This is a genomic window from Aeromonas sp. CA23, from assembly GCF_002587065.1.
GTDB lineage: Bacteria > Pseudomonadota > Gammaproteobacteria > Enterobacterales > Aeromonadaceae > Aeromonas > Aeromonas bestiarum.
Window position 1 is genome coordinate 3,803,184 of the sequence record NZ_CP023818.1, and the last position, 22,151, is coordinate 3,825,334.

The 22,151-nt window shown below is 60.0% G+C and carries 21 protein-coding genes; 6 read left to right on the forward strand and 15 right to left on the reverse strand.

All coding sequences use genetic code 11. The features are described from left to right. Positions 1-15 precede the first annotated feature (15 nt). The 4 genes from CK910_RS24440 (at position 16) to CK910_RS17655 (ending at position 2,955) form a co-directional block, all read left to right on the forward strand. Positions 16-339, forward strand: a complete 324-nt coding sequence (locus CK910_RS24440; RefSeq protein ID WP_238155565.1) for a uracil-DNA glycosylase — start codon at positions 16-18, stop codon at positions 337-339. 202 nt (positions 340-541) lie between these two features. Then, a complete protein-coding gene (locus CK910_RS17645; RefSeq protein WP_098984168.1) occupies positions 542-1,039 on the forward strand; it encodes a toll/interleukin-1 receptor domain-containing protein in 498 nt (165 codons plus the stop codon). A 27-nt stretch (positions 1,040-1,066) separates the two neighbouring features. Next, positions 1,067-2,500, forward strand: coding sequence for an SIR2 family protein (locus tag CK910_RS17650; protein ID WP_098984169.1), 1,434 nt, complete (start codon positions 1,067-1,069; stop codon positions 2,498-2,500). Between the two features lie 11 nt (positions 2,501-2,511). Beyond that, entirely contained in the window at positions 2,512-2,955 is a 444-nt protein-coding gene (locus CK910_RS17655; protein WP_098984170.1) for a TIR domain-containing protein, read from the forward strand. A gap of 104 nt (positions 2,956-3,059) precedes the next feature. Here the strand turns inward: CK910_RS17655 and CK910_RS17660 are convergent, their stop codons facing one another. From CK910_RS17660 to CK910_RS17670, 3 genes are all read right to left on the reverse strand, one after another. Beyond that, positions 3,060-6,224, reverse strand: coding sequence for an efflux RND transporter permease subunit (locus tag CK910_RS17660; RefSeq protein ID WP_098984171.1), 3,165 nt, complete (start codon positions 6,222-6,224; stop codon positions 3,060-3,062). Between the two features lie 29 nt (positions 6,225-6,253). Next, positions 6,254-7,444 (reverse strand): efflux RND transporter periplasmic adaptor subunit, encoded by a 1,191-nt coding sequence (locus tag CK910_RS17665; protein WP_098985147.1) that lies wholly within the window; start codon positions 7,442-7,444, stop codon positions 6,254-6,256. Positions 7,445-7,611: 167 nt separating this feature from the next. Next, complete coding sequence (locus CK910_RS17670) at positions 7,612-7,932, reverse strand: hypothetical protein (RefSeq protein WP_238155555.1); 321 nt, start codon at positions 7,930-7,932, stop codon at positions 7,612-7,614. A 310-nt stretch (positions 7,933-8,242) separates the two neighbouring features. Here CK910_RS17670 and CK910_RS17675 point away from each other — a divergent pair, with 310 nt between their 5' ends. After that, positions 8,243-9,136 carry a LysR family transcriptional regulator gene (locus CK910_RS17675; protein ID WP_098984173.1) on the forward strand — a complete coding sequence of 298 codons (894 nt, stop codon included), beginning with the start codon at positions 8,243-8,245 and terminating at the stop codon, positions 9,134-9,136. Positions 9,137-9,249: 113 nt separating this feature from the next. Here the strand turns inward: CK910_RS17675 and CK910_RS17680 are convergent, their stop codons facing one another. From CK910_RS17680 to CK910_RS17715, 8 genes are all read right to left on the reverse strand, one after another. Beyond that, entirely contained in the window at positions 9,250-10,101 is an 852-nt protein-coding gene (locus CK910_RS17680; RefSeq protein ID WP_098984174.1) for an aldo/keto reductase, read from the reverse strand. A gap of 128 nt (positions 10,102-10,229) precedes the next feature. Continuing rightward, positions 10,230-11,291, reverse strand: coding sequence for an alpha/beta hydrolase (locus CK910_RS17685; RefSeq protein WP_098984175.1), 1,062 nt, complete (start codon positions 11,289-11,291; stop codon positions 10,230-10,232). A 104-nt stretch (positions 11,292-11,395) separates the two neighbouring features. Then, a complete protein-coding gene (locus CK910_RS17690) occupies positions 11,396-11,983 on the reverse strand; it encodes a flavodoxin (RefSeq protein ID WP_098984176.1) in 588 nt (195 codons plus the stop codon). Positions 11,984-12,013: 30 nt separating this feature from the next. Then, positions 12,014-12,778 (reverse strand): carboxymuconolactone decarboxylase family protein, encoded by a 765-nt coding sequence (locus CK910_RS17695; protein ID WP_098984177.1) that lies wholly within the window; start codon positions 12,776-12,778, stop codon positions 12,014-12,016. Continuing rightward, positions 12,756-13,238 carry a (R)-mandelonitrile lyase gene (locus CK910_RS17700; RefSeq protein ID WP_098984178.1) on the reverse strand — a complete coding sequence of 161 codons (483 nt, stop codon included), beginning with the start codon at positions 13,236-13,238 and terminating at the stop codon, positions 12,756-12,758. The genes CK910_RS17695 and CK910_RS17700 overlap by 23 nt, the downstream gene beginning before the upstream one ends. 97 nt (positions 13,239-13,335) lie before the next feature. Further along, positions 13,336-14,784, reverse strand: coding sequence for a heavy metal sensor histidine kinase (locus CK910_RS17705; protein ID WP_098984179.1), 1,449 nt, complete (start codon positions 14,782-14,784; stop codon positions 13,336-13,338). A gap of 14 nt (positions 14,785-14,798) precedes the next feature. Then, entirely contained in the window at positions 14,799-15,488 is a 690-nt protein-coding gene (locus CK910_RS17710; RefSeq protein WP_049637335.1) for a heavy metal response regulator transcription factor, read from the reverse strand. Between the two features lie 100 nt (positions 15,489-15,588). Continuing rightward, entirely contained in the window at positions 15,589-16,779 is a 1,191-nt protein-coding gene (locus CK910_RS17715; RefSeq protein ID WP_253852717.1) for an aldo/keto reductase, read from the reverse strand. Positions 16,780-17,028: 249 nt separating this feature from the next. Here CK910_RS17715 and CK910_RS17720 point away from each other — a divergent pair, with 249 nt between their 5' ends. Next, positions 17,029-18,081 carry an alpha/beta hydrolase gene (locus CK910_RS17720; protein ID WP_172955355.1) on the forward strand — a complete coding sequence of 351 codons (1,053 nt, stop codon included), beginning with the start codon at positions 17,029-17,031 and terminating at the stop codon, positions 18,079-18,081. 90 nt (positions 18,082-18,171) lie between these two features. Here the strand turns inward: CK910_RS17720 and CK910_RS17725 are convergent, their stop codons facing one another. The 4 genes from CK910_RS17725 to CK910_RS17740 form a co-directional block, all read right to left on the reverse strand. Beyond that, positions 18,172-19,452 (reverse strand): Bcr/CflA family multidrug efflux MFS transporter, encoded by a 1,281-nt coding sequence (locus CK910_RS17725; protein WP_098984180.1) that lies wholly within the window; start codon positions 19,450-19,452, stop codon positions 18,172-18,174. Positions 19,453-19,454: 2 nt separating this feature from the next. Further along, positions 19,455-19,925, reverse strand: a complete 471-nt coding sequence (locus CK910_RS17730) for a (R)-mandelonitrile lyase (protein ID WP_098984181.1) — start codon at positions 19,923-19,925, stop codon at positions 19,455-19,457. Positions 19,926-19,952: 27 nt separating this feature from the next. Continuing rightward, entirely contained in the window at positions 19,953-20,981 is a 1,029-nt protein-coding gene (locus CK910_RS17735) for an MBL fold metallo-hydrolase (RefSeq protein WP_172955356.1), read from the reverse strand. A gap of 103 nt (positions 20,982-21,084) precedes the next feature. Beyond that, positions 21,085-22,068 (reverse strand): aldo/keto reductase, encoded by a 984-nt coding sequence (locus CK910_RS17740; protein WP_098985151.1) that lies wholly within the window; start codon positions 22,066-22,068, stop codon positions 21,085-21,087. Positions 22,069-22,151 lie beyond the last annotated feature (83 nt).

Below are 22,151 nucleotides of genomic sequence, written 5' to 3' on the forward strand. Positions count from 1 at the left end.
GCGGTCATATGGGGCATGCTGGAGCACATTGATGCTCGGATCTTCCTCTGGAACGTCTTTCCTCTTCATCCGCATGAATCGGGAGATCCTTTCACCAATCGGCAGCACAATGCTCGCGAGAGGCAAGCTGGCGAAGAATTGCTCCAACAGCTCATTGTTTTGCTGCGTCCATCTCGCATCGTAGCCATCGGCAACGATGCCGCCGCTGCGGCTCATCGCATCACAGATTCTGTACCCGTGATTTGCGTGAGACACCCTAGCTATGGAGGGCAAACTCAGTTCCAGAAGCAAATCTCTGAACTCTACGGACATTCTTTTAGAACTGGGTCGTTGTTTTGAGGAGAGGCTTAGCCAGCAAACGCCACTTCAATCCAGTCCAACGGGTTGTCATTAATGTGTTTAAAGACCGCACGGCTGCCCCCGCTGGATCGTTCGGTGATATCTCCAATCCGTTGAAATAATGTCTTTCGATAAAGGCACCTGAGTTACACGCTAAATGATGGCAATTTACTTGCCTACAAAAAGCTAGGGAGGCTTGCTTATGCCAGTTCGCCAATCAGACCTCCTTAACGCAGGTCAACGCCGCTCCATGCAGGGGCAATTTGCCAAGCGATTTGGGCAACCTACAGCCTTTCTAAGCCACAGCCATAAGGACTCACTGCTCGCTCTGGGCTTACAGGAGTTGCTGAAGAATCAAGGGTGGGATGTCTACATCGACTGGCAGGATCAGACTATGCCCGACAAGCCTGACGCTAAGACTGCCTTCAATATCAAAACCGCCATTGTACGGGCCGACTGGTTCCTCTTTCTTGCGACGCAGAATTCGATGGCATCGCGCTGGTGTCCTTGGGAAATCGGTTTTGCGGACGGAAAAAAGTCCCATGAACACATCGCGATTGTCCCCACACAGGACAGCCAGGGCCATTTTTATGGTAACGAATACCTGAACCTCTATAACAAAATCGATGTGCCTGCTAGCGGTGCTGGTCTTGCTTTCTTTGACACTAAAGGCAATGGCAAGTGGGTGCGAACTCTTTAAATCCAACTTACCAGTAGTGACTAAATTATGAAAAAGGAACATCTACGGCTCATAGACAATCTGTCCAAAGAGCTGGCCGAAGGAAATCTGGCAATTTTTGCAGGTGCGGGGTTTTCCCGAGCTGCAGGCTATGTGGATTGGAAGTCGCTGCTGAAGCCGATCGCCGACGATCTGGATCTCGATGTCGAGAAAGAATGGGATCTGGTGACATTGGCGCAATATCATGCAAATGCTAATGCGACCAACCGCTCGAAGCTGAATCAGATGCTGGTCACCGAATTCTCATCCGGCGTAGCGCCGACTGTAAATCACGAAATCGTAGCCAGGCTACCGATCCAGACATATTGGACTACCAATTACGACAAGCTTATCGAGAGTTCGCTTGAGCGCAATGGGAAGGTTCCGGACGTCAAGTACACCAACAAGCAGCTCGCAACTACCCGTCCCAAACGAGATGCAGTGGTTTACAAAATGCATGGAGACGTCGATCACGCGTCTGAGGCCGTACTGATCCGTGATGACTACGAACGCTACCACGTTAAGATGCAACCGTTCATAACTGCACTGAGCGGTGACCTGATCGCCAAGACCTTCCTGTTTCTGGGTTTCAGCTTCACCGACCCTAACCTTGACTACATCCTGAGTCGAGTCCGCATTCAGTTCGCACAAGATCAACGCCAGCACTACTGCATCCTTCGCAAGGCAAGCAGAATGGAAGGAGAAGAGCAAGCCGACTTCGAGTATCGCCAGCGCAAAGAAGACCTCTTCAAACACGAGCTGCTACGGGTTGGGATCAAGGCCGTCTACGTCGATGAGTTCTCAGAGATCACCGACATTCTGCGAGAGATTGAGCACCGTCATAAACGCAAAACCATCTTTATCTCTGGCGCGGCTCATGACTACAGCCCCTGGACCGAATCCGAGGCAGAGCAGTTCGTTTACAAGCTGAGTAAGGCTATCAGCAAGGAGCAGTACCGGGTTATTTCCGGGTTCGGCTTGGGGGTTGGTAGTGCCGTTATTACCGGCGTGCTTGAACAAACCATCATGAACGGTGGTCGCCTCGACAGCGATCAACTAGTCCTACGTCCCTTCCCCCAGAGCCAGTCTGGCGAGCGTCCATTGCCTGAGCTCTGGACGGAGTACCGCCGCAACATGCTCGCTCATGCCGGTGTTGCGCTCTTTCTTTTCGGCAACAAGCTGGACAAGACAGGAGCTGTGGTGCCGTCCAACGGTATGCTCGAAGAGTTTGAGATTGCAGTTGCCAATGGCCTGTTCGTCATTCCGGTTGGTATTACCGGCTCGATCTCAGCTGATCTTTGGAATGAGGTGATCCAGGCATACGATGAATCGAAGCACGAACATGGCAAGAAGATCACCCCACTGCTGCACGAACTGGGTGCCCCACACACTGATCTAGCGCGCGCTCACGACATCATCCTCTCCCTACTGCCCCTCATTTAAGGACGAACAACATGGCAAGAAAGGTATTTTTCAGCTTCCAGTACGAAGACGTGCACCGTGCAATGAACGTACGGAATAGCAACGTCATCGCTGCTGACACCAAGGTGGGGTTTATCGATAAGGCAGATTTCGAAGAAGTCGAGCGCAAGGGCAATGCAGCCATCAAGAAATGGATCGACGATCAGCTGCACGGCACGAGTGTCACGGTAGTTCTGGTTGGAGCAACAACTGACAAGAGCAAATGGGTGAAGTACGAGATCGAGCAAAGCATTGAGCTCGGCAATGGCATCCTGACCATCGATATTAGCAAAATCGCAGACCTCAACGGAAAAACCACGAACTGCTGCTCTCTTCGTGTCCCTAACACCACCCACTATTTGTGGAACAATCAAAACGGCCGTGAAAACTTGGGTAAGTGGGTTGAGGCTGCGGCGAAGGCTGCAGGCCGGTCATAAGTCTTCTAAGTCAGATTAGTTCATCTATATGGCGGTGGTATTCCCAGTCAAAAGAGGCCCATTGGGCCTCTTTGTATAGGTTCATTGCTCATCAGCCAGGCTGACTACTCCATGTTCTGCTCCCCATGGCTCACCAGCGGGCGATTGCCTGCGAGGCGCCGCAGTAGCACATAGAAAAGCGGAGTCAGGAACAGACCGAACAGGGTCACCCCTATCATGCCGGAGAAGACCGCCATTCCCATGGCCGATCGCATCTCGGCGCCGGCGCCATTTGCCAGCACCAGGGGAAGCACCCCCATGATGAAAGCCAGCGAGGTCATCAGGATGGGCCGCAGCCGCAGCCTGGCGGCGTCGATGGCGGCAGCCAACGGCGCCCGTCCAGCCAACTCCAGTTCACGGGCAAACTCCACGATGAGAATGGCGTTCTTGGCCGAGAGCCCCACCAGTACGATGAGCCCTATCTGGGTGAAGACGTTGTTGTCCCCGCCAGAGAGCCAGACCCCAGCCATGGCCGAGAGCAGCCCCATCGGCACTATGAGCAAAATGGCCAACGGCAGCGTCAGGCTCTCGTACTGGGCGGCCAGCACCAGGAATACCAGCAGGATGGCAAGCGGGAAAACCCACAGCGCCGAGTTTCCAGCCAGGATCTCCTGATAGGTGAGTTCGGTCCACTCGAAACCTATGCCCTGAGGCAAGGTCTCGGCGGCGATCCGCTCGATGGCGGCCTTGGCCTGCCCCGAACTGAAACCAGGCGCCGACCCGCCACTGATATCGGCAGAAAGGAAACCGTTGTAGCGCATCGCCCGTTCAGGACCGACAGTGTGATCCACCTTCATCAGGGCCGACAGGGGGATCATTTCACCCGAGACCGAACGCACTTTCAGCTTGCCGATATCATCGGCATGGCTGCGATAGGTGGCATCTGCCTGCACCCGCACCGAGTAGGTACGCCCGAATTGGTTGAAATCGTTGACATAGAGCGAGCCAAGGTAGACCTGCAGCGTGTTGAAGATATCGGTCACCTCCACCCCGAGCTGATGGGCACGGGTGCGGTCGATGTCGGCAAAGAGCTGCGGCACATTGATCTGCCAACTGCTGAAGAGCCCGGTCAACTCGGGGGCCTGGGCCGCCTTGGCCAGGAAACCTTGCACCGCCTCATCCATCTCCCCATACCCGAGCCCGCCGCGATCCTCAAGCTGCAGCTTGAAGCCCCCCGTGGTGCCAAGCCCCTGCACGGGGGGCGGCGGGAACATCACCACCACCGCCTCCTCGATGCCGGCGAAAGCCTGGTTCAGTTGAGCCGCCACCGCCATGCCGCTCTGATCGGCGCCTGTCCGCTGCTCGAACGGCTTGAGCATGGCGAACACCACCCCGGCATTGGGGCTGTTGGTGAAGCCGTTGATTGAGAGTCCGGTGAACGCAAGGGTCCCCTCCACGTTCTCATTGTTGGCCATGATAGCCCCCATCCGCTCGATCACACTGTCGGTACGATCCAGGGTGGCACCATCCGGCAACTGGGCAAAGCCAATCAGGTACTGCTTGTCCTGGGAGGGCACAAAGCCCCCGGGCACGCTCTGGAACAAGCCATAGGTCAGCACCAGCAGGCCAGCAAACAACAGCAGCGTCGGGGCCTTGCGTCGCAAGATCCCCTGCACGCCGGCACCATAGACGCGGGCGCCGCGCTCGAAGCCGCGGTTGAAGCGAGCAAACAGTGGGCCGAACAGCCGCTCCATGCCTCGGGTCAGCGCATCCTTGGGCTCGCCATGCCCCTTGAGCAGCAGGGCCGCCAACGCCGGCGAGAGGGTGAGTGAGTTGATGGCCGAGATGACGGTAGAGATGGCGATAGTCAGGGCAAACTGGCGATAAAACTGGCCGGTCAGCCCGGTGATGAAGGCCAACGGCACGAATACCGCAGACAGCACCAGGGCAATGGCGATGATGGGACCGGAGACTTCCCGCATGGCGCGGTAGGTCGCCAGGCGCGGCGACAACCCCGCCTCGATATTGCGCTCGACGTTCTCTACCACCACGATGGCGTCATCCACCACTATGCCTATCGCCAACACCAGCCCAAACAGGGTCAACGCATTGAGGGAGAAGCCAAACAGCAGCATGACGGCGAAGGTCCCTATGATGGAGACAGGCACCGCCAGCAGCGGGATGATGGAAGCGCGCCAGGTCTGCAGGAACAGGATAACCACCAGTACCACCAGGGCGATCGCCTCGAGCAGGGTGTGTACCACAGAGTCGATGGAGGCGCGCACGAACTGGGTCGGATCGTAGGCGATACGATACTCGAGCCCTTGGGGCATGGCCTTGGCTATCTGGCTCATGGTGCTGCGCACCTCGTCGGAGATCTGCAATGCGTTGGCGCCCGGTGCCTGGTGGATGCCGATGCCGACCGCCGGCTGGTTGTTGAGTTTCGAACGCACCGAGTAGTCGGCCGCTCCGAGCTCGATACGGGCGATGTCACGCAGGTGCGTCACCGCGCCGCCGCTGCCCGACTTGACGATGATATCGCCAAACTCCTCCACGCTCTGCAGCCGGCCCCGGGCATTGACGGAGAGCTGCAGCTCGGTACCCGGCAGCGCCGGCGAACCGCCGACCACTCCGGCCGCCGCCTGAATGTTCTGCTCACGCAGCGCCGCTACCACATCGCTGGCCGCGAGGCCACGGGCGGCCACCTTGTCGGGATCGAGCCAGATCCGCATGGCATATTCCCCACCACCAAAGATGGCCACGTCCCCCACCCCCTGGATCCGGGCCAATCGGTCACGCACATTGAGCAGCGCATAATTGCGCTGGTAGTCGATGTCATAGCGATCCTCCGGTGACACCAGGTGCACCACCATGGTGAGATCCGGGCTCGCCTTGACCGTGGTCACCCCCAGGGTACGCACCTCCTCGGGCAGGCGCGCCTCGGCCTGAGCCACCCGGTTTTGCACCAGTTGCTGAGCCTTGTCCGGATCCGTTCCAAGACGGAAGGTGACGGTCAGGGTCATGGTGCCATCCGTGGTGGACTGGCTGCCCATGTAGATCATCCCCTCAACCCCGTTGATGGACTCCTCGAGCGGCATGGCCACCGATTCGGCAATCACCGTAGGACTGGCTCCCGGGTAGGTCGCCCGCACGACCACCTGGGGCGGCACCACCTCGGGATACTCGGAGATGGGCAGAGCATTGACTGCTACCAGTCCCGCCAGCACGAACAGGATGGAGATAACGCCGGCGAAGATGGGCCGGTCGATGAAGAACTTTGAAATATTCATGGTGTGACTCTGATGCAATGACGCGGCCATCAGCCGCGACTGGTCGTCCGGGCTTGGGTGGTCGTGAGTGCTGTGGGCTCAATCGGGCTGGGCGCCAGCAGTGTGCCGGGGCGTACCCGCTGCAGACCATTGACGATGACTCGCTCCCCGGGCTGCAGGCCACGGGTGACAATACGCTCACCCTCGACACTCATGCCAAGGCTCACTTCGCGGTACTCGGCGCGGTTCCCCTCGCCCACCACCATGACGAATTGCTTGCTCTGATCCGAGCCGATAGCCCGCTCGCTCACCAGCAAGGCGTCGACCTGACGGGAAGATCCCAGCCTGATCCTGGCAAACTGACCAGGGGTCAGGCTGCCGTCCCGGTTATCCAGAGTGGCACGAACCCTGAGGGTGCCGCTGCCAGCGTCCACCTGGTTGTCAATAAATTGCAGACGCCCCTCCAGTGGTGTGCCCGTCATCCCACTGGTGCCAAGCTGTACCGGGGTGTCACTGATCTGTTCGCGCGACACCTGTAACCGCCCCAGGGTCGCCTCGCTCACATCGAAGCTGGCATAGATGGGGGACACCGAGACCAGAGTGCTCATGACAGGGGCCGTCGGTCCCGCCGCCACCTGGTTGCCCACTGTGATGTCGAGGCGGCCAATCCGCCCCGAGATGGGCGCCGTAACCCGGGTGTAATCAAGGTTGAGCCGGGCCGCTTGCAGGCTCGCCTCGGCGCCGCGCAAGTTGGCGACGGCTTCCAGCTTGGCGTTGTGCAGCTGATCGAGATCCCGCTGAGCGATGGCGCTGGAGGCAATCAGCCGCTGCGCACGCGTCAGATCGGATCCCGCCTGAGCCAACCGAGCACGCGCAGCCTCGACCACCGCCTCGGCCTGGGCCACCTGGGCGGCGTAGGGGGCTGGGTCTATGGTGATCAGCAGATCGCCGCGCGTAACCAATGCCCCTTCCTGAAAGTGGATCCCCTGTATGGTGCCGGCCACTCGGGGCCTGAGCTCCACCCGTTCCACCGATTCCAACCGGCCGGAGAACTCCTCCCACAGCTTGACGCGATTGGACATTATCCTGCTCACGGAGACAGGTACAGCAGCCTCGACCACAACGGGCGCCTCGGCCTGACTCTGGTGGGTATAGAGGGCAGCCCCCAGGGCAGATGCCACCGAGAAGGCCACCAGATAGGGCGCCGCACGCCGCGCAGTAAAACCTGTTCTGGCAGTCATATTCACATAGTCCATTGATGGGGAAGTTCGACGAGAGCGGATGGATTCATCCGATCTGAAAATAAGGGGGACATATTCTGGTCAGTTCTGCTTATGGCAGCAAAAATGCGGGCAGGCCCAGCAGACGAAGCCTGCCCGCAAAACGAAGCACAAAGAGAATGAGCGGCTTATTCCTGACCGCCACCAAAACCGAACGGCACGCGATACTGCACCTGTTCGCCGCCCAGACTCAGACGCAAATCACCCTGTGTCTTTGCGGGCAGCGCGACTCGCTGCTGGCCCGACATTTTGGCCGGAACCCGTGCCAGCAGATCGCCGGTATCGTTGTATACCTCGAGGGCATCTCCCATGCGCTGTCTGGCGTCTTGGGGCTGCCAGTTCACGATCAGAGCGCCGGGGATGGCGTTGATCTTGGCAGGGATGGCGGCCATGGCCAGAGGTGAACTCATCAGGCCGAAGAAGGCCAGCAGTGTGATTGCGTGTTTCATCATCATTCTCATATCGTCAATAGTGGAAGGCCCACAGGCCAGATCGACATCTCCTTGTCGGCCATGCCAGAGACACTGTGTCGTGCCAGGCATGGTTTCGCTGTGCACCGCCCCATGGCGGTAATGCAGTGAGCGCCTAGTGGTGTTCAGTGGCGGCAGTGTACTGGTTGTTGGATAACATGATTAGACGGGATAATCAGATTGGGTTTATGAGAAAATTTCATTAATTTACGCTAGTAATAATGCAGACTCGGCGGTTACCCTGCCGGCACACACCTCCCCCCTATCACCACCTTCGGCAGGGCAATTCATGGCAAAAACCAACTACAACGACTTGATCTCCTTCATGGCGGTGGCAAGAGAAGGCAGCTTTACTCGCGCGGCGGCTCACCTGGGGGTATCCCAGTCCGCGTTGAGCCACGCCATGAGGGGGCTGGAGGAGCGACTGGGCATTCGGCTGTTAACCCGGACCACGCGCAGCGTCTCCCCTACCCTGGCAGGCGAGCGGCTGCTTGAACGCCTGCAGCCGCATTTTGAGGGGATCGAGGATGAGCTCTCGGCGCTCAATGAGCTCAAGGACAAACCCGCAGGCTTGATCCGTATCACTACTGCCGAGCATGCGGCAGATACTTTCCTGTGGCCGCGCATATCGCCACTGCTCAAGGAGTACCCGGACATTCAGGTAGAAATCGATATCAATTACGGCCTGACCAACATAGTCGAGCAGAAATTTGATGCGGGGATCCGGTTGGGGGAACAGGTGGAGAAAGACATGATTGCGGTGCGTATCAGCCAGGATATGCAGATAGTCGTGGTGGCCTCCCCCGACTATCTCTCCCGCAACCCGGCCCCGCACACCATTCAGGATCTGGCGGATCATCAATGCATCGGCCTGCGGCTGCCCACCTATGACAATCTTATGCTGTGGGAGTTTGAGCAAGATGGTCAACCCATCAAGGCCCATGTACAGGGTCAGTGCATCTTCAACACAGGCACGCCCGTACTGCGCGCCGCGCTGGCAGGCCATGGTCTGGCTTATCTGCCTTCAGACATGGCTGAACCCCATCTGGCCACTGGGGCGCTGATCTCGGTACTGGCCCCCTATTGCCCACGTTTCCCCGGGTATCACCTCTACTACCCCAGCCGACGCCAGAACTCTCCCGCCTTTCGGCTGTTCCTGGACGCAGTGCGCTTGCGGGCATGATGCCTCCCCTCTCCCACCGTGGGCACTGTGTTCCCTCAGCAGGAAAAACGCTTGGCGGCGAACCGCGCCACCAAGCGTCTGTCATCTCCCGACGCCATTGCTGATTGCCCTTGTCAGACGTCGAGCTTGCGCTGAGTCAACCATTCCACCATGGCGGGGTCGCGGTGAGAGAAGAAGGCGCTGGTCGCCGTATCCAGCGCGGCTATCTGCACCATCTCATCCTGACTGAGCTCGAAGTCGAGGATGTCGAGGTTTTCCTTCATCCTCTCCTTGTGCACCGACTTGGCCAGCGACGCTATGCCACGCTGGAAGATCCAGCGCAGCACGACTTGCCCCACGCTCTTCCCCCGTTTTGCGCCGATGGCGGTCAGCACCGGGTGCTGGAACAGACCATTTCTGCCCTCTGCGAAGGGGGCCCACGCCTGTGGCTGTATCTGTCGACTCTGCATCCAGGGTGCGGCATGCAGTTGCTGATTGAAGGGGTTCACCTCTATCTGGTTGACGGCAGGCACTACCTTGTTGAACGCCATGAGATCCGCCAGCCGATCCGGCTGGAAGTTGCTGACGCCGATTGCCCGGATCTTGCCGGCTTGCTGCAACTCCTCCATCGCCCGCCAGGCGCCGTGGACATCCCCGTAGGGCTGATGGATGAGATAGAGATCCACATAATCGAGCTGCAGGCGATTCAAGGAGCGCTCGAACTGCGCCTTGGCTCCCTCGTAGCTGGCGTCTTGCAACCAGAGCTTGGTAGTGACAAAGAGCTCGCGGCGACCGATGCCGCTCTGCCTGATCCCGTTCCCGACCTGGGTCTCATTCTGATAGGAGGCGGCGGTATCGATCAGCCGATAGCCGGTGTCGATGGCCTCGATGACGGCACGCTCGCACTCTGCCGCGTCTGTCATCTGAAAGACACCAAAGCCCAGCAGGGGCATCTCTATATCGTTATTGAGTCTGACTGTGTGCATGACTATATCCTTCCAACAATGTGTGCCCAGCATAACGCAAGGGGATTGACGAGATTAGACCCGGGATCTTGCTAGGGTTTATTAGCAATATTCATGAATCGCGTCATCACCCTTGCTGTCTCCCGTCGTTATTGCAGACCTTTCTCTTTCAGGAACTGGCTCACCAGATCGGCGATCTGAACATTGTTCAGATCGGAGAAGGGGAAGTGGGTGTTGCCCTTGATGCCGATTTCGGGCAGGTGAACCACAGTGACATCCCCTCCATGCTGGTTGACCAGATCCCGCCACTGGCGGGCCATCGCCAGGCGTACTCGCCAGCTGTCCTGGGCGGGCATGGCAGTCGGTTTGTCTGGGATGTTGTCGCCATACAGGATCAGCACTGGGATCTTGGTCAGGCTCATGAACTGCGCCATTGTCACCGGCTCACCCTTCAGGGTATCGAACGCACTCGGCATGGGGGCTGGCAACGCCTGCTCAGGGAAGAGGAAGCCACTGCCTGGTTCGAACGCGACTATGGCCTTCACCTTGTTGCTTTTTATGGCGGTATGCCAGCCCGGTCCGCCCCCCTGAGAGTGGGTGAACAGTATGGCCGGACCACTCTTGTCCACCACAGCCGCCATGGCATCGGCGATGACGTTGACATCAAAGGGCCCGGTGTTGGGTGTCATCTGGCGGAAATACTGGTTCAGCACCGCTTGATCCTGCGAGAACTGGACGTCTTTGAAATAATCCGGCCAGACGCCGAGGCGGAACTGATTGAACCACAACTGCTCATCCGGCTTGGGGGCCACTGTTCCCTCCACCATGCTGCGACCCGCGCTGCCTCTACGGGGTTGATCGACCAGATAGGTCGCAAACCCCCGGCGCAGGAACAGGGTCTGGAAACCTTCCCGGCCATCCGGCGTGGTCTGCCAGGTACGGGAAGACTGACCCGCGCCGTGAAGCATGACGATCGGATATTTGTGCGGGTTGGACGGGATCTGATAGAGGACGCTGGCGTGATCCCCATGGTAGCTCTGACCGGCAGGCTCCAGTGGTTTCTTGGGGTCGAAGGTGCCGGGTGCGGTGACGACGGATCCCCCCGCAGCAAAGCTGCCTTGCTCCTGAATAACCAGGGGATCGGCATGAGCGGGGGCCACAAGCACCCCTGCCAGCATGCAAAAAAGCAACGATTTACTGAGTCTCTTCATGGTTGTGTTCCCTTGTTTGGCATCAAGCATCAATCCTGTTTACGTAATGAACGTCACCTGTCGCCATCACGACGATGACCTGTCTACCTCGCCCAATGATGAGATCAAGTCCCTCTGGCCTCCAGCCACCGGGCTACTGTCTCGGTCGTTCGCCTCTCCTGATCGCACTCCATGATCAGTGGTGCATCTCGCCGGGCACCTGACGCCAGTCTGGCAAGTACCGCCTCGCTATCCCCAATGCCATAGCCACCGTGGGTGATGAAAGGAACCAGCCGCTTACCCGCCAGATCATGGCCGCTCAGGAAGGTCTTGACCACGGGGGGAACCGTCATCCCCCAGACGGGAAAGCCGACATAAAGAGTGTGATAGCCCGCCATGGTGGCGGACTGTTTCAGTGCGGGAGTCAGCCCAAGAACCCGCTCACGCTGCGCCTGCGCGACGGTCTGAAAGTAATCCGCCGGATACGGGCTCGCTGGCACTATCTCGAACAGTTCAGCTTGCAGCGTGCGCTGGATCACCCCCGCGATCACGCGTGTATTGCCGCTTCGGGAGAAATAGGCGACCAGGATACTGCCGTTGGGTTGTCGCGCCTCCACACTGGCGATGGCCTGCCCCAGGGGAAGGTTCACCAGCGTCAAGCCTGGCAGCGCCGCCAGCAGCTTCCTTCGAGTGGGATCATGGTGATCTGACATGCTGCCTGCTCCTTGGTGATGTCCACTGCCCTATTTGGTCGCGGTGGTCAGCGCCTGCTGAAGTGCCTTCTCTGCCCGGGTGGCGGCATCGACCTCGCCTTGTTCGCGCAGCAGTTGCACCACCTGATGCAGTTGACCTGAACTCAGGCCGACCCGTTGGCTGGCACGCATATGGGACAGCAACTGGGCCTCCACCCCTGGCATGGAAGCCAATGCCCCCACCGTCGCCAGTTCACGGCTCTGCCAGTCCAGGTTGTCGCGAGCGAAAATATCGCCAAACAGGTGCGTCTGCAGGTACTGGTTGATCACTGGGGCAAACTCAAAGAGCGGACCCTGTACCGGTGCCCCCGAGATCTTGGTCTGGTTGGCGGTCCCCACTCGGCGCAGTTCATCACCGACCGGGATGGGGGTGACGGGCTCTTTCCCCAGAGGATCGCTGATGCCCCGAGCCTTGCGGGCCTCGACAACCTTCATCAACTCATTCAAGGCATTCAGACTGCGAGGAAAACCGGCATAAGCATAGAGCTGAACGAGCACCTCCTTGGCTTCATTCACCGTCAACCCCGCATCCAGACCCCGATTGAGGGCATCTCGTAGCTTCTCCATGTTGCTGGTCGCCATCGCCGAGGCGATCAAGGGAATGGCCTGTTGGCGCGTGGTCAGGGTATCGGTCACTGACCCTTGCTGGCTCACCTGGGGGGCGCCCTCATTGGCGGCCACCCCGTAGGGCAGGCCAGTGCCAAGGAGCAGCAGCGCCGCTGCCGTGATGGCCTTAATGTGCCTGGTATTGTTCATCTGTCACCTTCTCCATCCATTCAACACTCTTGCCGTCCACATTGCCGGTCACCGCCAGATGCGTCATCGCACTGCCGGGGGTGGCACCATGCCAGTGCTTGACCCCGGGTGGGCAGGAGACGACGTCTCCGGGACGGATGATCTGCACAGGTTGACCCTCCCGCTGGGTCAACCCGACCCCCGAGGTCACAATGAGCCGCTGCCCTGCCGGGTGCCTGTGCCAGGCCGAGCGCGCCCCGGGCTCGAAGGTGACGTAAGCACCCGATACCGGGATAGCCTGGTCGGCCGTGAAAAGCGGATCGACCCGGACCCGGCCGGTAAAGTTGTCCGCCGAACCGTACACCGCCGCCTGGCTGCCCGCGACGACGATGCCGGTGGCTGCACCTTGTTGCTCCGCCGCGATGGCGACGCAACTCATAAGAGGCAGCAGCAGACCGAAATAACGCATTTTTCCTGACATGAAACGAGGTCCCTTTAGTGAGTGAGCTTGGGGTTAAACCACTGCCATGCTAGCAAGCACGAGATGTCGTCAGGCTGACCTCAAGCTGACGTTCCTGTCAGGATAGACCGGGCATGGAGGGTGCCAATCGTTTCTCCAGCGCGGGATCTGATTCATGAGCCCGCCCCCTCTGTGCGGACAGTGCAAAAGTGAGCCCAAAGGTATTGACCCCGTCCTCGCTCTGGGAGAACACCTCTCCCCGGTGCATGATCGCCACCGCCCGGACAATAGACAGTCCCAGGCCATGATGGGTGTCGCTGCGGGCCCTGGCTGAGTCAACCCGGTAAAAACGCTCAAACAGGCGAGACAGATGGGCAGGCGCAATGGGATCACCGGGGTTTGAGACAGCGACACAGGCCTGCTCCTCGCGCTGGCTCAGTCTGACGGTGATGGTTCCTTGGGGCGGTGAGTGCCTTGCCGCATTCTCCAGTAAATTGGCGAGTGAACGATGGAACAGACGCCGGTCGATATGAACGATCACATCCCCTTCCAACTGCAATGAGAGCCGCTTTTCAGCGAGGGAGGGCTCGACATACTCCACCGTCTTGAGGGTCTCTTCCCGCAGCGAAACCCGCTCCAATTGGGAGGCATGCTCCCCCGCATGGGCATGGGACAAAAACAGCATGTCATTGACAATGGAAGCCATCCGCTCCAGTTCCTCCAGATTGGAGCCGAGCAAGTCGACCAGCTCCTCCGGCGAACGCCTGCGGGATAACCCCAGCTGGGTCTGGCCAATCAGATTAGTGAGAGGGGTCCGCAGCTCATGGGCCACATCGGCATTGAAGCTCTCGAGTTGCCGCCATGCCACCTCCTGACGTGCCAAGACCCCGTTGAACGAGGAGGCCAACTGCTGCAGCTCCTCGGGCAAGGCGTCTGTGTCCAGCCGCTGACCATGGTCTCCCGGCGCCAGTCGATGGGCCTGCTGACTCAAGGCCCCCACAGGGCGCAGACCAATCCGGGCAACGCCATACCCCAGCAAGGCAACCATCAGCACGCCAAGGACAGTGATGATCAGCAGCGTGCGGGTAAATGCGTCCAGTGTGCTCATATAGGGAGTCGAGTCGATGGACACCACATAGCGCAGCTCGGGTCTTTCCCCATTGGCGGGTATGGTCTTCACCAACAGGAAGAGCGAGCAGGCCTCCTCGGAGGCGCCGGGCAATTTGTTGAACCCTTCCTTGAGAGCGTCCCAGGCTACCCCTGATGGCGGTATGCCTCCCACACTGAAGCGGGGATCATCGCTGACAATCCAATAGTGAACACGGTTCCCCTCGGAGCTGGCTAGATTAGTGAACTTGCTGGCGAGCACTGACCACCCTTCGCTGGAGGTGCGGGCACTGATCCAGGGGCTCATCAAGGATTCACGAAACGACAGCTCGTTGTGCATCTGCTTTTGCAAGGAGTCATGGAGCGAACTCCTCAGCAGCAGACCGGATGCCGAGACGATCAGGACGGCACTCAGGGCAAACATCAGCGCCAGGTGTCCGGAGATGGAGCGTGTGAACATCTTGTTTCCTCCCCTCAAGGGTGCAGGTCTGGCCTGACTTCGAGCACATAGCCCATGCCGCGCACCGTGTGCAGCAGCTTGACCTCGAAAGGCGCATCTATCTTGGCACGCAGCCGTTTTATCGCGACTTCCACGACGTTGGCATCACTGTCAAAATTCATATCCCAGACCTGCTCAGCAATCATCATCTTCGATAGGATCTCCCCCTGATGGCGAGCCAGCAGACTGAGCAGGGAAAACTCCTTGGCGGTGAGTTCCAGCCGATTACCGGCGCGCGACACCCTACGCGCCAGCAGATCCAGGTGCATATCGTGGATCTGCAGTTGGGTGATGTCTGCCCCATCGACCCCGCGACGGCGCACCAGGGCCTGAATACGGGCAACCAGCTCAATGAGCGAGAAAGGTTTGGGCAGATAGTCATCGGCCCCCAGACGCAGCCCCTTGACCCGCTCGTCCACTGATCCGCGCGCTGAGAGCATCAGCACCGGTGTCTGCTTGCTCGCGCGAAGCCCCTCCAGCACCCGATAGCCATCCATGCCAGGCAACATCACATCCAGAATAATGGCGTCATACTCGTACTCCAGCGCAAAATGGAGCCCTTCGGGCCCCTCAGCGGAGACATCGACCATGAAGCCCGACTCTCCCAGTGCGCGACAAAGATATGACGAGGTCTTCTCTTCGTCCTCTACCAACAACAGACGCATGGCATCCACTTCCTTATATCCAGGGCTCACGCTCATGGCAGGGATGAACAGGGTGCCGACGGGGCCCTACCTCCATTCATCCCCGCCATCGGCCAGCAAGTCAGCGCTTCAGCGGGGCTTCCACATCGGAATAGGCCTGCACCGCGTCCGGCAGACGCTGTCCCTTGATGACGATGGCATCCAGGGATAGGGTGAGCTCCGTCATCTCGGCAGCGCTCAGCTGGATCGCCGCTGCCGACGTGTTTTGCAGCATATGGTCCATGTTAGTGGTGCCCGGGATAGGCACAATCCAAGGTTTCCTGGCCAGCAACCAGGCCAGCGCTATCTGTCCGGGCGTCGCACTCTTGCGTTCAGCCCAGGTTTTCAGTACGGCCACGAGCCCAAGGTTATGCTCCAAATTTTCGGGTGCGAAGCGCGATTCCGTCCCCCGGAAATCGCCGGGGGCAAAGCGGGTATTCTTGTCGATCCAGCCGGTCAGGAACTGCACCCCCAACGGGCTCCACGGCACAAACCCTATCCCCAACGCTTCGCAGGTCGGCAGCACAGACTGTTCCGGCCCCCGCCATAACATCGAATACTCACTCTGAACCGCCGTGACGGGGAGCGCTGCGTGGGCGCGTTTCAAGGTGTTGATCCCCATTTCAGACAGGCCCCAGTGCAACACCTTCCCTTGATCCATCAGATCTTTCACCGCACCGGCAACATCCTCGATAGGCACGAGGGGATCGACCCTGTGCTGATAGAGCAGATCGATACGATCCGTGCGCAGGCGCTTGAGCATTCCCTCGACGACTTGCTTGATGTGCTCGGGCCGACTGTTGAGCCCAGGACGCCGCTCACCTGTCTGTTGATCGATGTTCCAGCCAAACTTGGTGGCGATGACGATCTTGTCTCTGAAGGGCGCCACGGCCTCACCCAGGATCCGTTCCACCTCGAAGGGACCATAGGCCTCGGCGGCATCAAAGAACGTCACCCCCTGATCAAAGGCCCTGCGCACTATGTTGACCATTTCGGGGCGCCAGGGAACTGAGGTGTCATATTTGCGGCTCATGTTCTGCACCCCCAACCCGATGGCCGAGACGTCAAGCCCGCCCAGCTTGCGCCTTCCTGGCCCGGCAACGGGCTGGCCCTGCGGACCTGCGACGCCTCCATGGGACTGTGGGGATGACTGCGCCCCGTTGACCTGGGGGATCAGCGAGGCCGCGGCCATGCCGGCCCCCGCGATCAGCAACTTGCGTCGCGCCGGCATCGCGGGCGAATCGGGCGTAAACACTGCTGGTTTGCTCTCCATAAGAGACTCCTTTTATGACCAGACGGGTGACGAATACCACTTCGTATTGCCACATCCTATTGATTCGTTACCAACATTCCCCTGACAGAAAGCTGACAGCCGTGTCAGAAATCCAGGCCAAGTACCCACCTGGCTGACAGCATTGTCATTTCCCCGTCATGGGGCTGACAGCCCCCTCCCCTTACCCTTGTCCGGCAATATCCACCGCGTGCCTCTGGAGCCAGGCCGCTCTTACCCTCGGGAGTCCAAATGAAAAAAACCTTTCTCAATGCCATGGTGCTGACGGCGCTGGCAGGCTTTGCCGCCACCGCCCAGGCCGCCGATCACAGACAAAATCCGTTTACCCTGGCCTATGAAGGGGCCATCACCGAAAACATCAAGGGCAGGGTCAACCTCCACCCGGTGAAATATGACCTGCATGGCATCCAGATAGCCGCGAATGTCTATACCCCTGCCGACTATGATCCCGCCAAAACCTACCCGGCCGTGGTCGTTGCCCACCCCAACGGGGGTGTCAAGGAGCAGGTCGCGGGCCTCTATGCCCAGCGCCTGGCAGATCAAGGCTACATCACCATCACGGCGGACGCCGCCTACCAGGGGGCCAGCGGAGGCATGCCCCGCAGCGTCGATAAACCGGCAAACCGCATCGAGGACATTCACGGCATGGCGGATTACCTCGGCCAATACCCCGGCGTTAACAAGGAACGCATCGGCCTGCTTGGCATTTGCGGTGGCGGCGGTTATTCGTTGAAAGCGGCCCAGACCGACAAGCGCTTCAAGGCCCTGGCGACCCTCAGCATGTTTGACTCCGGGCTGGTCCGTCGCAACGGATATCAGGACTCTCAACTCGCCACCGTGCAGGAGCGCCTGAAGCAGGCCACCGATGCCCGCACCAGAGAAGTCACCACGGGTGAGGTGAGCTACTCCGGCGATGCCAACCTGACCGACGAACAGATAGCCAAGCTGCCGTTCGAGCTGTACCGCCAAGGCTACGAGTACTACTGGAAGACCCATGCCCATCCCAATTCGACGTTCCGCTACACCACCAGTAGCCTGCTCGACCTGATGAACTTTGATGCCCAGAGCAACATGGAGCTCATCAATCAACCGCTGCTGATGATGGCGGGAACCAAGGCGGACTCACGCTACATGACGGAAAGCGCCTTCAAGAAAGCCACCGGCACCGCCAATAAAGAGCTGTTCCTCATCGAGGGTGCGACGCACATTGAAACCTACTGGGTGCCTCGCTACGTGGATCAGGCGATGAGCCGGATCGATGCCTTCTTCGACAAGAACATCTGACGATACCCCCATAGCCCCGGCCAGTGCCTTCACGGCACTGACCGGGGCTTTTCACTCTGTTGCTCCTCATGGTGTCATCGCCAAGCGCCCTTATCGCACCGGCTCGGGTTGCGACATCGGCTCGCAAGACACCTCGGGCTCGGTGCTTCGCCACAGTGCAAAGACGAGGCAACCCACTCCCCCGACCGCCACTATCCAGCCCATGGTCCAGGGGGTGCCATCGGTGCACCAGCCGAGCAGGGCCGCACTGAACACCCCGCTGCCGTAGTGCATGGCGCCGACCAGGGAAGAGGCCGCGCCCGCCTGCTTCGGGAAGAGCGCCAGGGCGCTGGCCACCGAGTTGGCGACGATGAAGCCACTGACCGACATGTAGCAGAAGATGGGCACGGCTAACCCGGCGACCCCACCCAGTCCCCACCAGGCATCGAGGGCCAGCCAGAGAGCGGAGGCGGCAGCAGCCCAGGCGCCATAACGAAACAGCCGCTCGGGCCCCCACTTGGCCACCAGGCGCGTGTTGACGAAATTCAGCACCATCAGCCCCAGGATATTGGCGCCAAAGAGCAAGCCATAGGCCTGCGCCGACACCTGGTAGTAATCGACGTAGGCAAACGGCGTCCCGGCGATAAAGGCATAGCAACCGCCGTAGTAAAAGCCGCCGGCCAGGGCAAAGCGCAGCAACCGTCTGTCCATCGCCAGGGCGGCATAATCTTTCATTGTCACGGCCAGAGACGCCTGGCTTCGGCGCGCCGGTGCCAGGGTTTCGGGCAGGTAGCGCATGGCGATCAGGGCCACGACGCCCATGATGGCCAGCACCCAGAAGATCCCCCGCCAGGACCAGTACAGCAGCAGTTGTCCCCCGAGCAACGGCCCGAGCAGGGGCGCGACCGCCATCATCAGGATCAGGGTAGACAGCATCTGGGCCGCCCGCTCCCTGGCATAGAGATCACGGACCATAGCCCTGGCCAGCACGGGACCGGCGCAAGCCCCCAGAGCCTGAATGACGCGCCACACCAGCATCTGAGGGGCGGTCTCGGCCAGAGCACAACCCACCGAGCCCAGGATGAAGAGTCCGATACCGAGCATGATGGGCAAGCGCCGGCCATAGCGATCGCTCGCCGGTCCCCAGAACAGCTGGCCCAGGCTGAAACCGATCAGAAAGGTCGAGATGGTCAGCTCGATCTGGGTCATGTCTGTGTTCAAGTCATGGACCAGCTGCGGCAACGCCGGCAGGTACATGTCGGTGGAGATAGAGGCAAACGACATCAAGGCGCTCAGGATAATCAGGATCCTGAGTTCCTGGGCATGAGCGCGTTCGGGCTGGCTACCAAGGTGTGCGGCTCCGGCTGCGGGCTGACTGTTATTCCCCCGCATGCTCAATTCCGGCCCCCGGAGACGGAGGTGCGATAATCACCCTCGCTCACCTGCGCAAGCCAGGTCACCACCTGGCCATCCTGCCGTTCAGCCAGCGCCAGGTGGGTCATGGGAGTATCTGGTGCCGCACCATGCCAGTGCTTCACGCCAGCCGGGATCCAGACCAGATCCCCTGGCCGGATCCCCTGGACAGGGCCTTCTGCCATCTGCACCCGCCCTAGCCCACTGACCACGTAGAGGGTCTGGCCCAAAGGATGGGTATGCCAGGCGGTGCGCGCCCCCGGCGTGAAGCTGACCAGGCCGCCAGAGATGGCGGCAGGCGCCGTGCCCTGATACAGCTGATCCACATAGACATCCCCGACGAAGAATTCGCTGGCACCCTGGGTTGCAGGCACCAGCCCCGGGGAAAATACCTGTATCGTCTGATCTTTTGCCTCAGCCTGGGCAAGCGTGGTTTCGGATATTGGGTTCATTGTCGACTCCTGTGCGTTAAAAATGTGTCAATCGCGCCACCAGGCGCTGCCCTCATGAGGGATCAACACGTTCAGGGGCTCCCCTATCACCGGAGTGGTCAATGGGATCTGCCGCTCGGCGGCCAGACGGACAATCTGCTCGAGCGGGTCATCCCACCCATGCATGGCCAGATCGAAGGTGCCGTTGTGGATCGGATAGAGCCACTGCCCGCGCAGATCGTGAAACGCCTGCGCCGTCTGCGCCGGCAACATGTGCACGTACTCCCAGCGCTTGTCGTAGGCCCCGGTCTCGAGGAAGGTCACGTCGAACGGGCCGAAACGCTTGCCGATCTCCTTGAAGCCATCGAAGTAACCGCTGTCACCGCTGAAGAAGAGATTGGCTCCCTCCCCACGAATGACCCAGGAGGCCCACAGGGTCTGGTTGCCATCGCCAAGGCCACGGCCGGAGAAGTGTTGGGCCGGGGTGGCGATAAACTCGATGCCGCCGACCCGGGCCTTCTGCCACCAATCCAGCTCCCTGACCTTGTGCCGGGGGACACCCCAGGCAACCAGGCGCGCCCCCACCCCGAGCGGCGTGATGAAGTGGCTGACCTTCTCTTCCAGCGCCAGGATGGCGTCATGGTCGAGGTGGTCGTAGTGATCATGGGAGAGGATCACCGCCTCTATGGGAGGCAGCGCATCCAGGGTGATAGGCGGTGCGTGCCAGCGCTTGGGGCCAAACCATTGCACCGGCGAGGCGCGCTCGCTGAACACGGGATCCGTCAGCCAGAACTTGCCCTGCAATTTGAACAGCAGACTGGAGTGGCCGAGGCGCCACACGCTGTTGTCCGGGGCGGCCATCAGCCCCTCACGGGTCATGGCCTGCACCGGGATGGCGCGATCCGGCACAGTGCCATCAGGCTTGGCGAACAAGAAGTCCCACCAGAGCCGTACCCCTTCCCAGGTGCTGCGCTGCGGCAGAGCCACGACATTGCTGAACTGACCCGCCTGATACTGGGAAGAGTCAGGGTGCGCGGGCAGGCCCGGTTTCAATACATAGGAAAAAATGCCTGCCATCACGGCTCCTGTTAGCAACCAGACAGAGCGCCGGCCCCTTGGGACGGCGCGAGAGAGCACAGAGGGGTTCTGCATTCATGAGACTCCTGTTGAGGATCCAGCCTTAGCGACCCACGTTTTTCTGCAGGTGTGACGGATAGCGATCCCCCTCTACCTTGATCCCGGCCAGGGCACGCTGGATGTCACCCAGATCGGTGGTGCTCAGTACCACCCGAGCTGCGCCCAGGTTCTCCTCGAGCCGATGCAGCTTGGTGGTGCCGGGAATGGGGGCAATCCAGGGCTTTTGTGCCAGTAGCCACGCGAGCGCAATCTGGGCAGACGTCACCCCCTTGCTGGCCGCAAGGTCGCTCAGTACCTCGACCAGATGCTGGTTGGCCTGACGCGCCGCCTCGGCAAAACGTGGAACTATGTTGCGAAAATCCGCGTCATCGAAACGGGTATCGGGCTTGATGGCTCCGGTCAGGAAGCCCTTGCCGAGGGGGCTGAAAGGGACGAATCCGATACCCAATTCCTCCAGCAACGGCAGGATGGCCTGCTCCGGTTCGCGCCACCAGAGGGAGTATTCGCTCTGCAGCGCCGCCACCGGCTGCACGGCGTGGGCGCGACGAATGGAGTCGACACCGGCCTCGGACAGACCGAAGTGGCGTACCTTGCCCTCCTGGATAAGGTCTCGCACTGTGCCAGCCACCTCTTCCATGGGGACATCGGGATCGACGCGGTGCTGGTAGAAGAGATCGATCACATCGGTGTTGAGGCGGCGCAGCGACGCCTCCGCCACGGCGCGGATGGTGGCCGGGCGGCTGTCCAGCCCCTCCGATGTCTTGCCGTGCTTGAAACCGAACTTGGTGGCGATCACCACCTTGTCCCTGAACGGGGTCAGTGCCTCCCCCAGCAGCAACTCGTTATCGCCTGGGCCATAAGCCTCGGCGGTATCGAAGAAGGTCACCCCCAGTTCATGGGCGCGGCGGATCAGGGTGATGGCCTGCCCCTTGTCCGTGGCCGGGCCATAGCCAAAGCTCAGCCCCATGCAGCCCAGACCGATGGCCGACACTGCCAGCCCGCTGTTACCCAAAGTACGTGTTTGCATGATGGATCCCTTTTCTTGGAAGGCGCTCTCCTTGGAGCGCGCCATGGTGTGATGGCTGGCGACGCGCGGTTCAGTCCTGACAC

Bases quoted from the DNA above. Each gene is read 5' to 3' on its own strand.
- CK910_RS24440 (WP_238155565.1), top strand. From the start codon at position 16: ATGCTGGAGCACATTGATGCTCGGATCTTCCTCTGGAACGTCTTTCCT.
- CK910_RS17645 (WP_098984168.1), top strand. From the start codon at position 542: ATGCCAGTTCGCCAATCAGACCTCCTTAACGCAGGTCAACGCCGCTCC.
- CK910_RS17650 (WP_098984169.1), top strand. From the start codon at position 1,067: ATGAAAAAGGAACATCTACGGCTCATAGACAATCTGTCCAAAGAGCTG.
- CK910_RS17655 (WP_098984170.1), top strand. From the start codon at position 2,512: ATGGCAAGAAAGGTATTTTTCAGCTTCCAGTACGAAGACGTGCACCGT.
- CK910_RS17660 (WP_098984171.1), bottom strand. From the start codon at position 6,224: ATGAATATTTCAAAGTTCTTCATCGACCGGCCCATCTTCGCCGGCGTT.
- CK910_RS17665 (WP_098985147.1), bottom strand. From the start codon at position 7,444: ATGACTGCCAGAACAGGTTTTACTGCGCGGCGTGCGGCGCCCTATCTG.
- CK910_RS17670 (WP_238155555.1), bottom strand. From the start codon at position 7,932: ATGAAACACGCAATCACACTGCTGGCCTTCTTCGGCCTGATGAGTTCA.
- CK910_RS17675 (WP_098984173.1), top strand. From the start codon at position 8,243: ATGGCAAAAACCAACTACAACGACTTGATCTCCTTCATGGCGGTGGCA.
- CK910_RS17680 (WP_098984174.1), bottom strand. From the start codon at position 10,101: ATGCACACAGTCAGACTCAATAACGATATAGAGATGCCCCTGCTGGGC.
- CK910_RS17685 (WP_098984175.1), bottom strand. From the start codon at position 11,291: ATGAAGAGACTCAGTAAATCGTTGCTTTTTTGCATGCTGGCAGGGGTG.
- CK910_RS17690 (WP_098984176.1), bottom strand. From the start codon at position 11,983: ATGTCAGATCACCATGATCCCACTCGAAGGAAGCTGCTGGCGGCGCTG.
- CK910_RS17695 (WP_098984177.1), bottom strand. From the start codon at position 12,778: ATGAACAATACCAGGCACATTAAGGCCATCACGGCAGCGGCGCTGCTG.
- CK910_RS17700 (WP_098984178.1), bottom strand. From the start codon at position 13,238: ATGTCAGGAAAAATGCGTTATTTCGGTCTGCTGCTGCCTCTTATGAGT.
- CK910_RS17705 (WP_098984179.1), bottom strand. From the start codon at position 14,784: ATGTTCACACGCTCCATCTCCGGACACCTGGCGCTGATGTTTGCCCTG.
- CK910_RS17710 (WP_049637335.1), bottom strand. From the start codon at position 15,488: ATGCGTCTGTTGTTGGTAGAGGACGAAGAGAAGACCTCGTCATATCTT.
- CK910_RS17715 (WP_253852717.1), bottom strand. From the start codon at position 16,779: ATGGAGAGCAAACCAGCAGTGTTTACGCCCGATTCGCCCGCGATGCCG.
- CK910_RS17720 (WP_172955355.1), top strand. From the start codon at position 17,029: ATGAAAAAAACCTTTCTCAATGCCATGGTGCTGACGGCGCTGGCAGGC.
- CK910_RS17725 (WP_098984180.1), bottom strand. From the start codon at position 19,452: ATGCGGGGGAATAACAGTCAGCCCGCAGCCGGAGCCGCACACCTTGGT.
- CK910_RS17730 (WP_098984181.1), bottom strand. From the start codon at position 19,925: ATGAACCCAATATCCGAAACCACGCTTGCCCAGGCTGAGGCAAAAGAT.
- CK910_RS17735 (WP_172955356.1), bottom strand. From the start codon at position 20,981: ATGGCAGGCATTTTTTCCTATGTATTGAAACCGGGCCTGCCCGCGCAC.
- CK910_RS17740 (WP_098985151.1), bottom strand. From the start codon at position 22,068: ATGCAAACACGTACTTTGGGTAACAGCGGGCTGGCAGTGTCGGCCATC.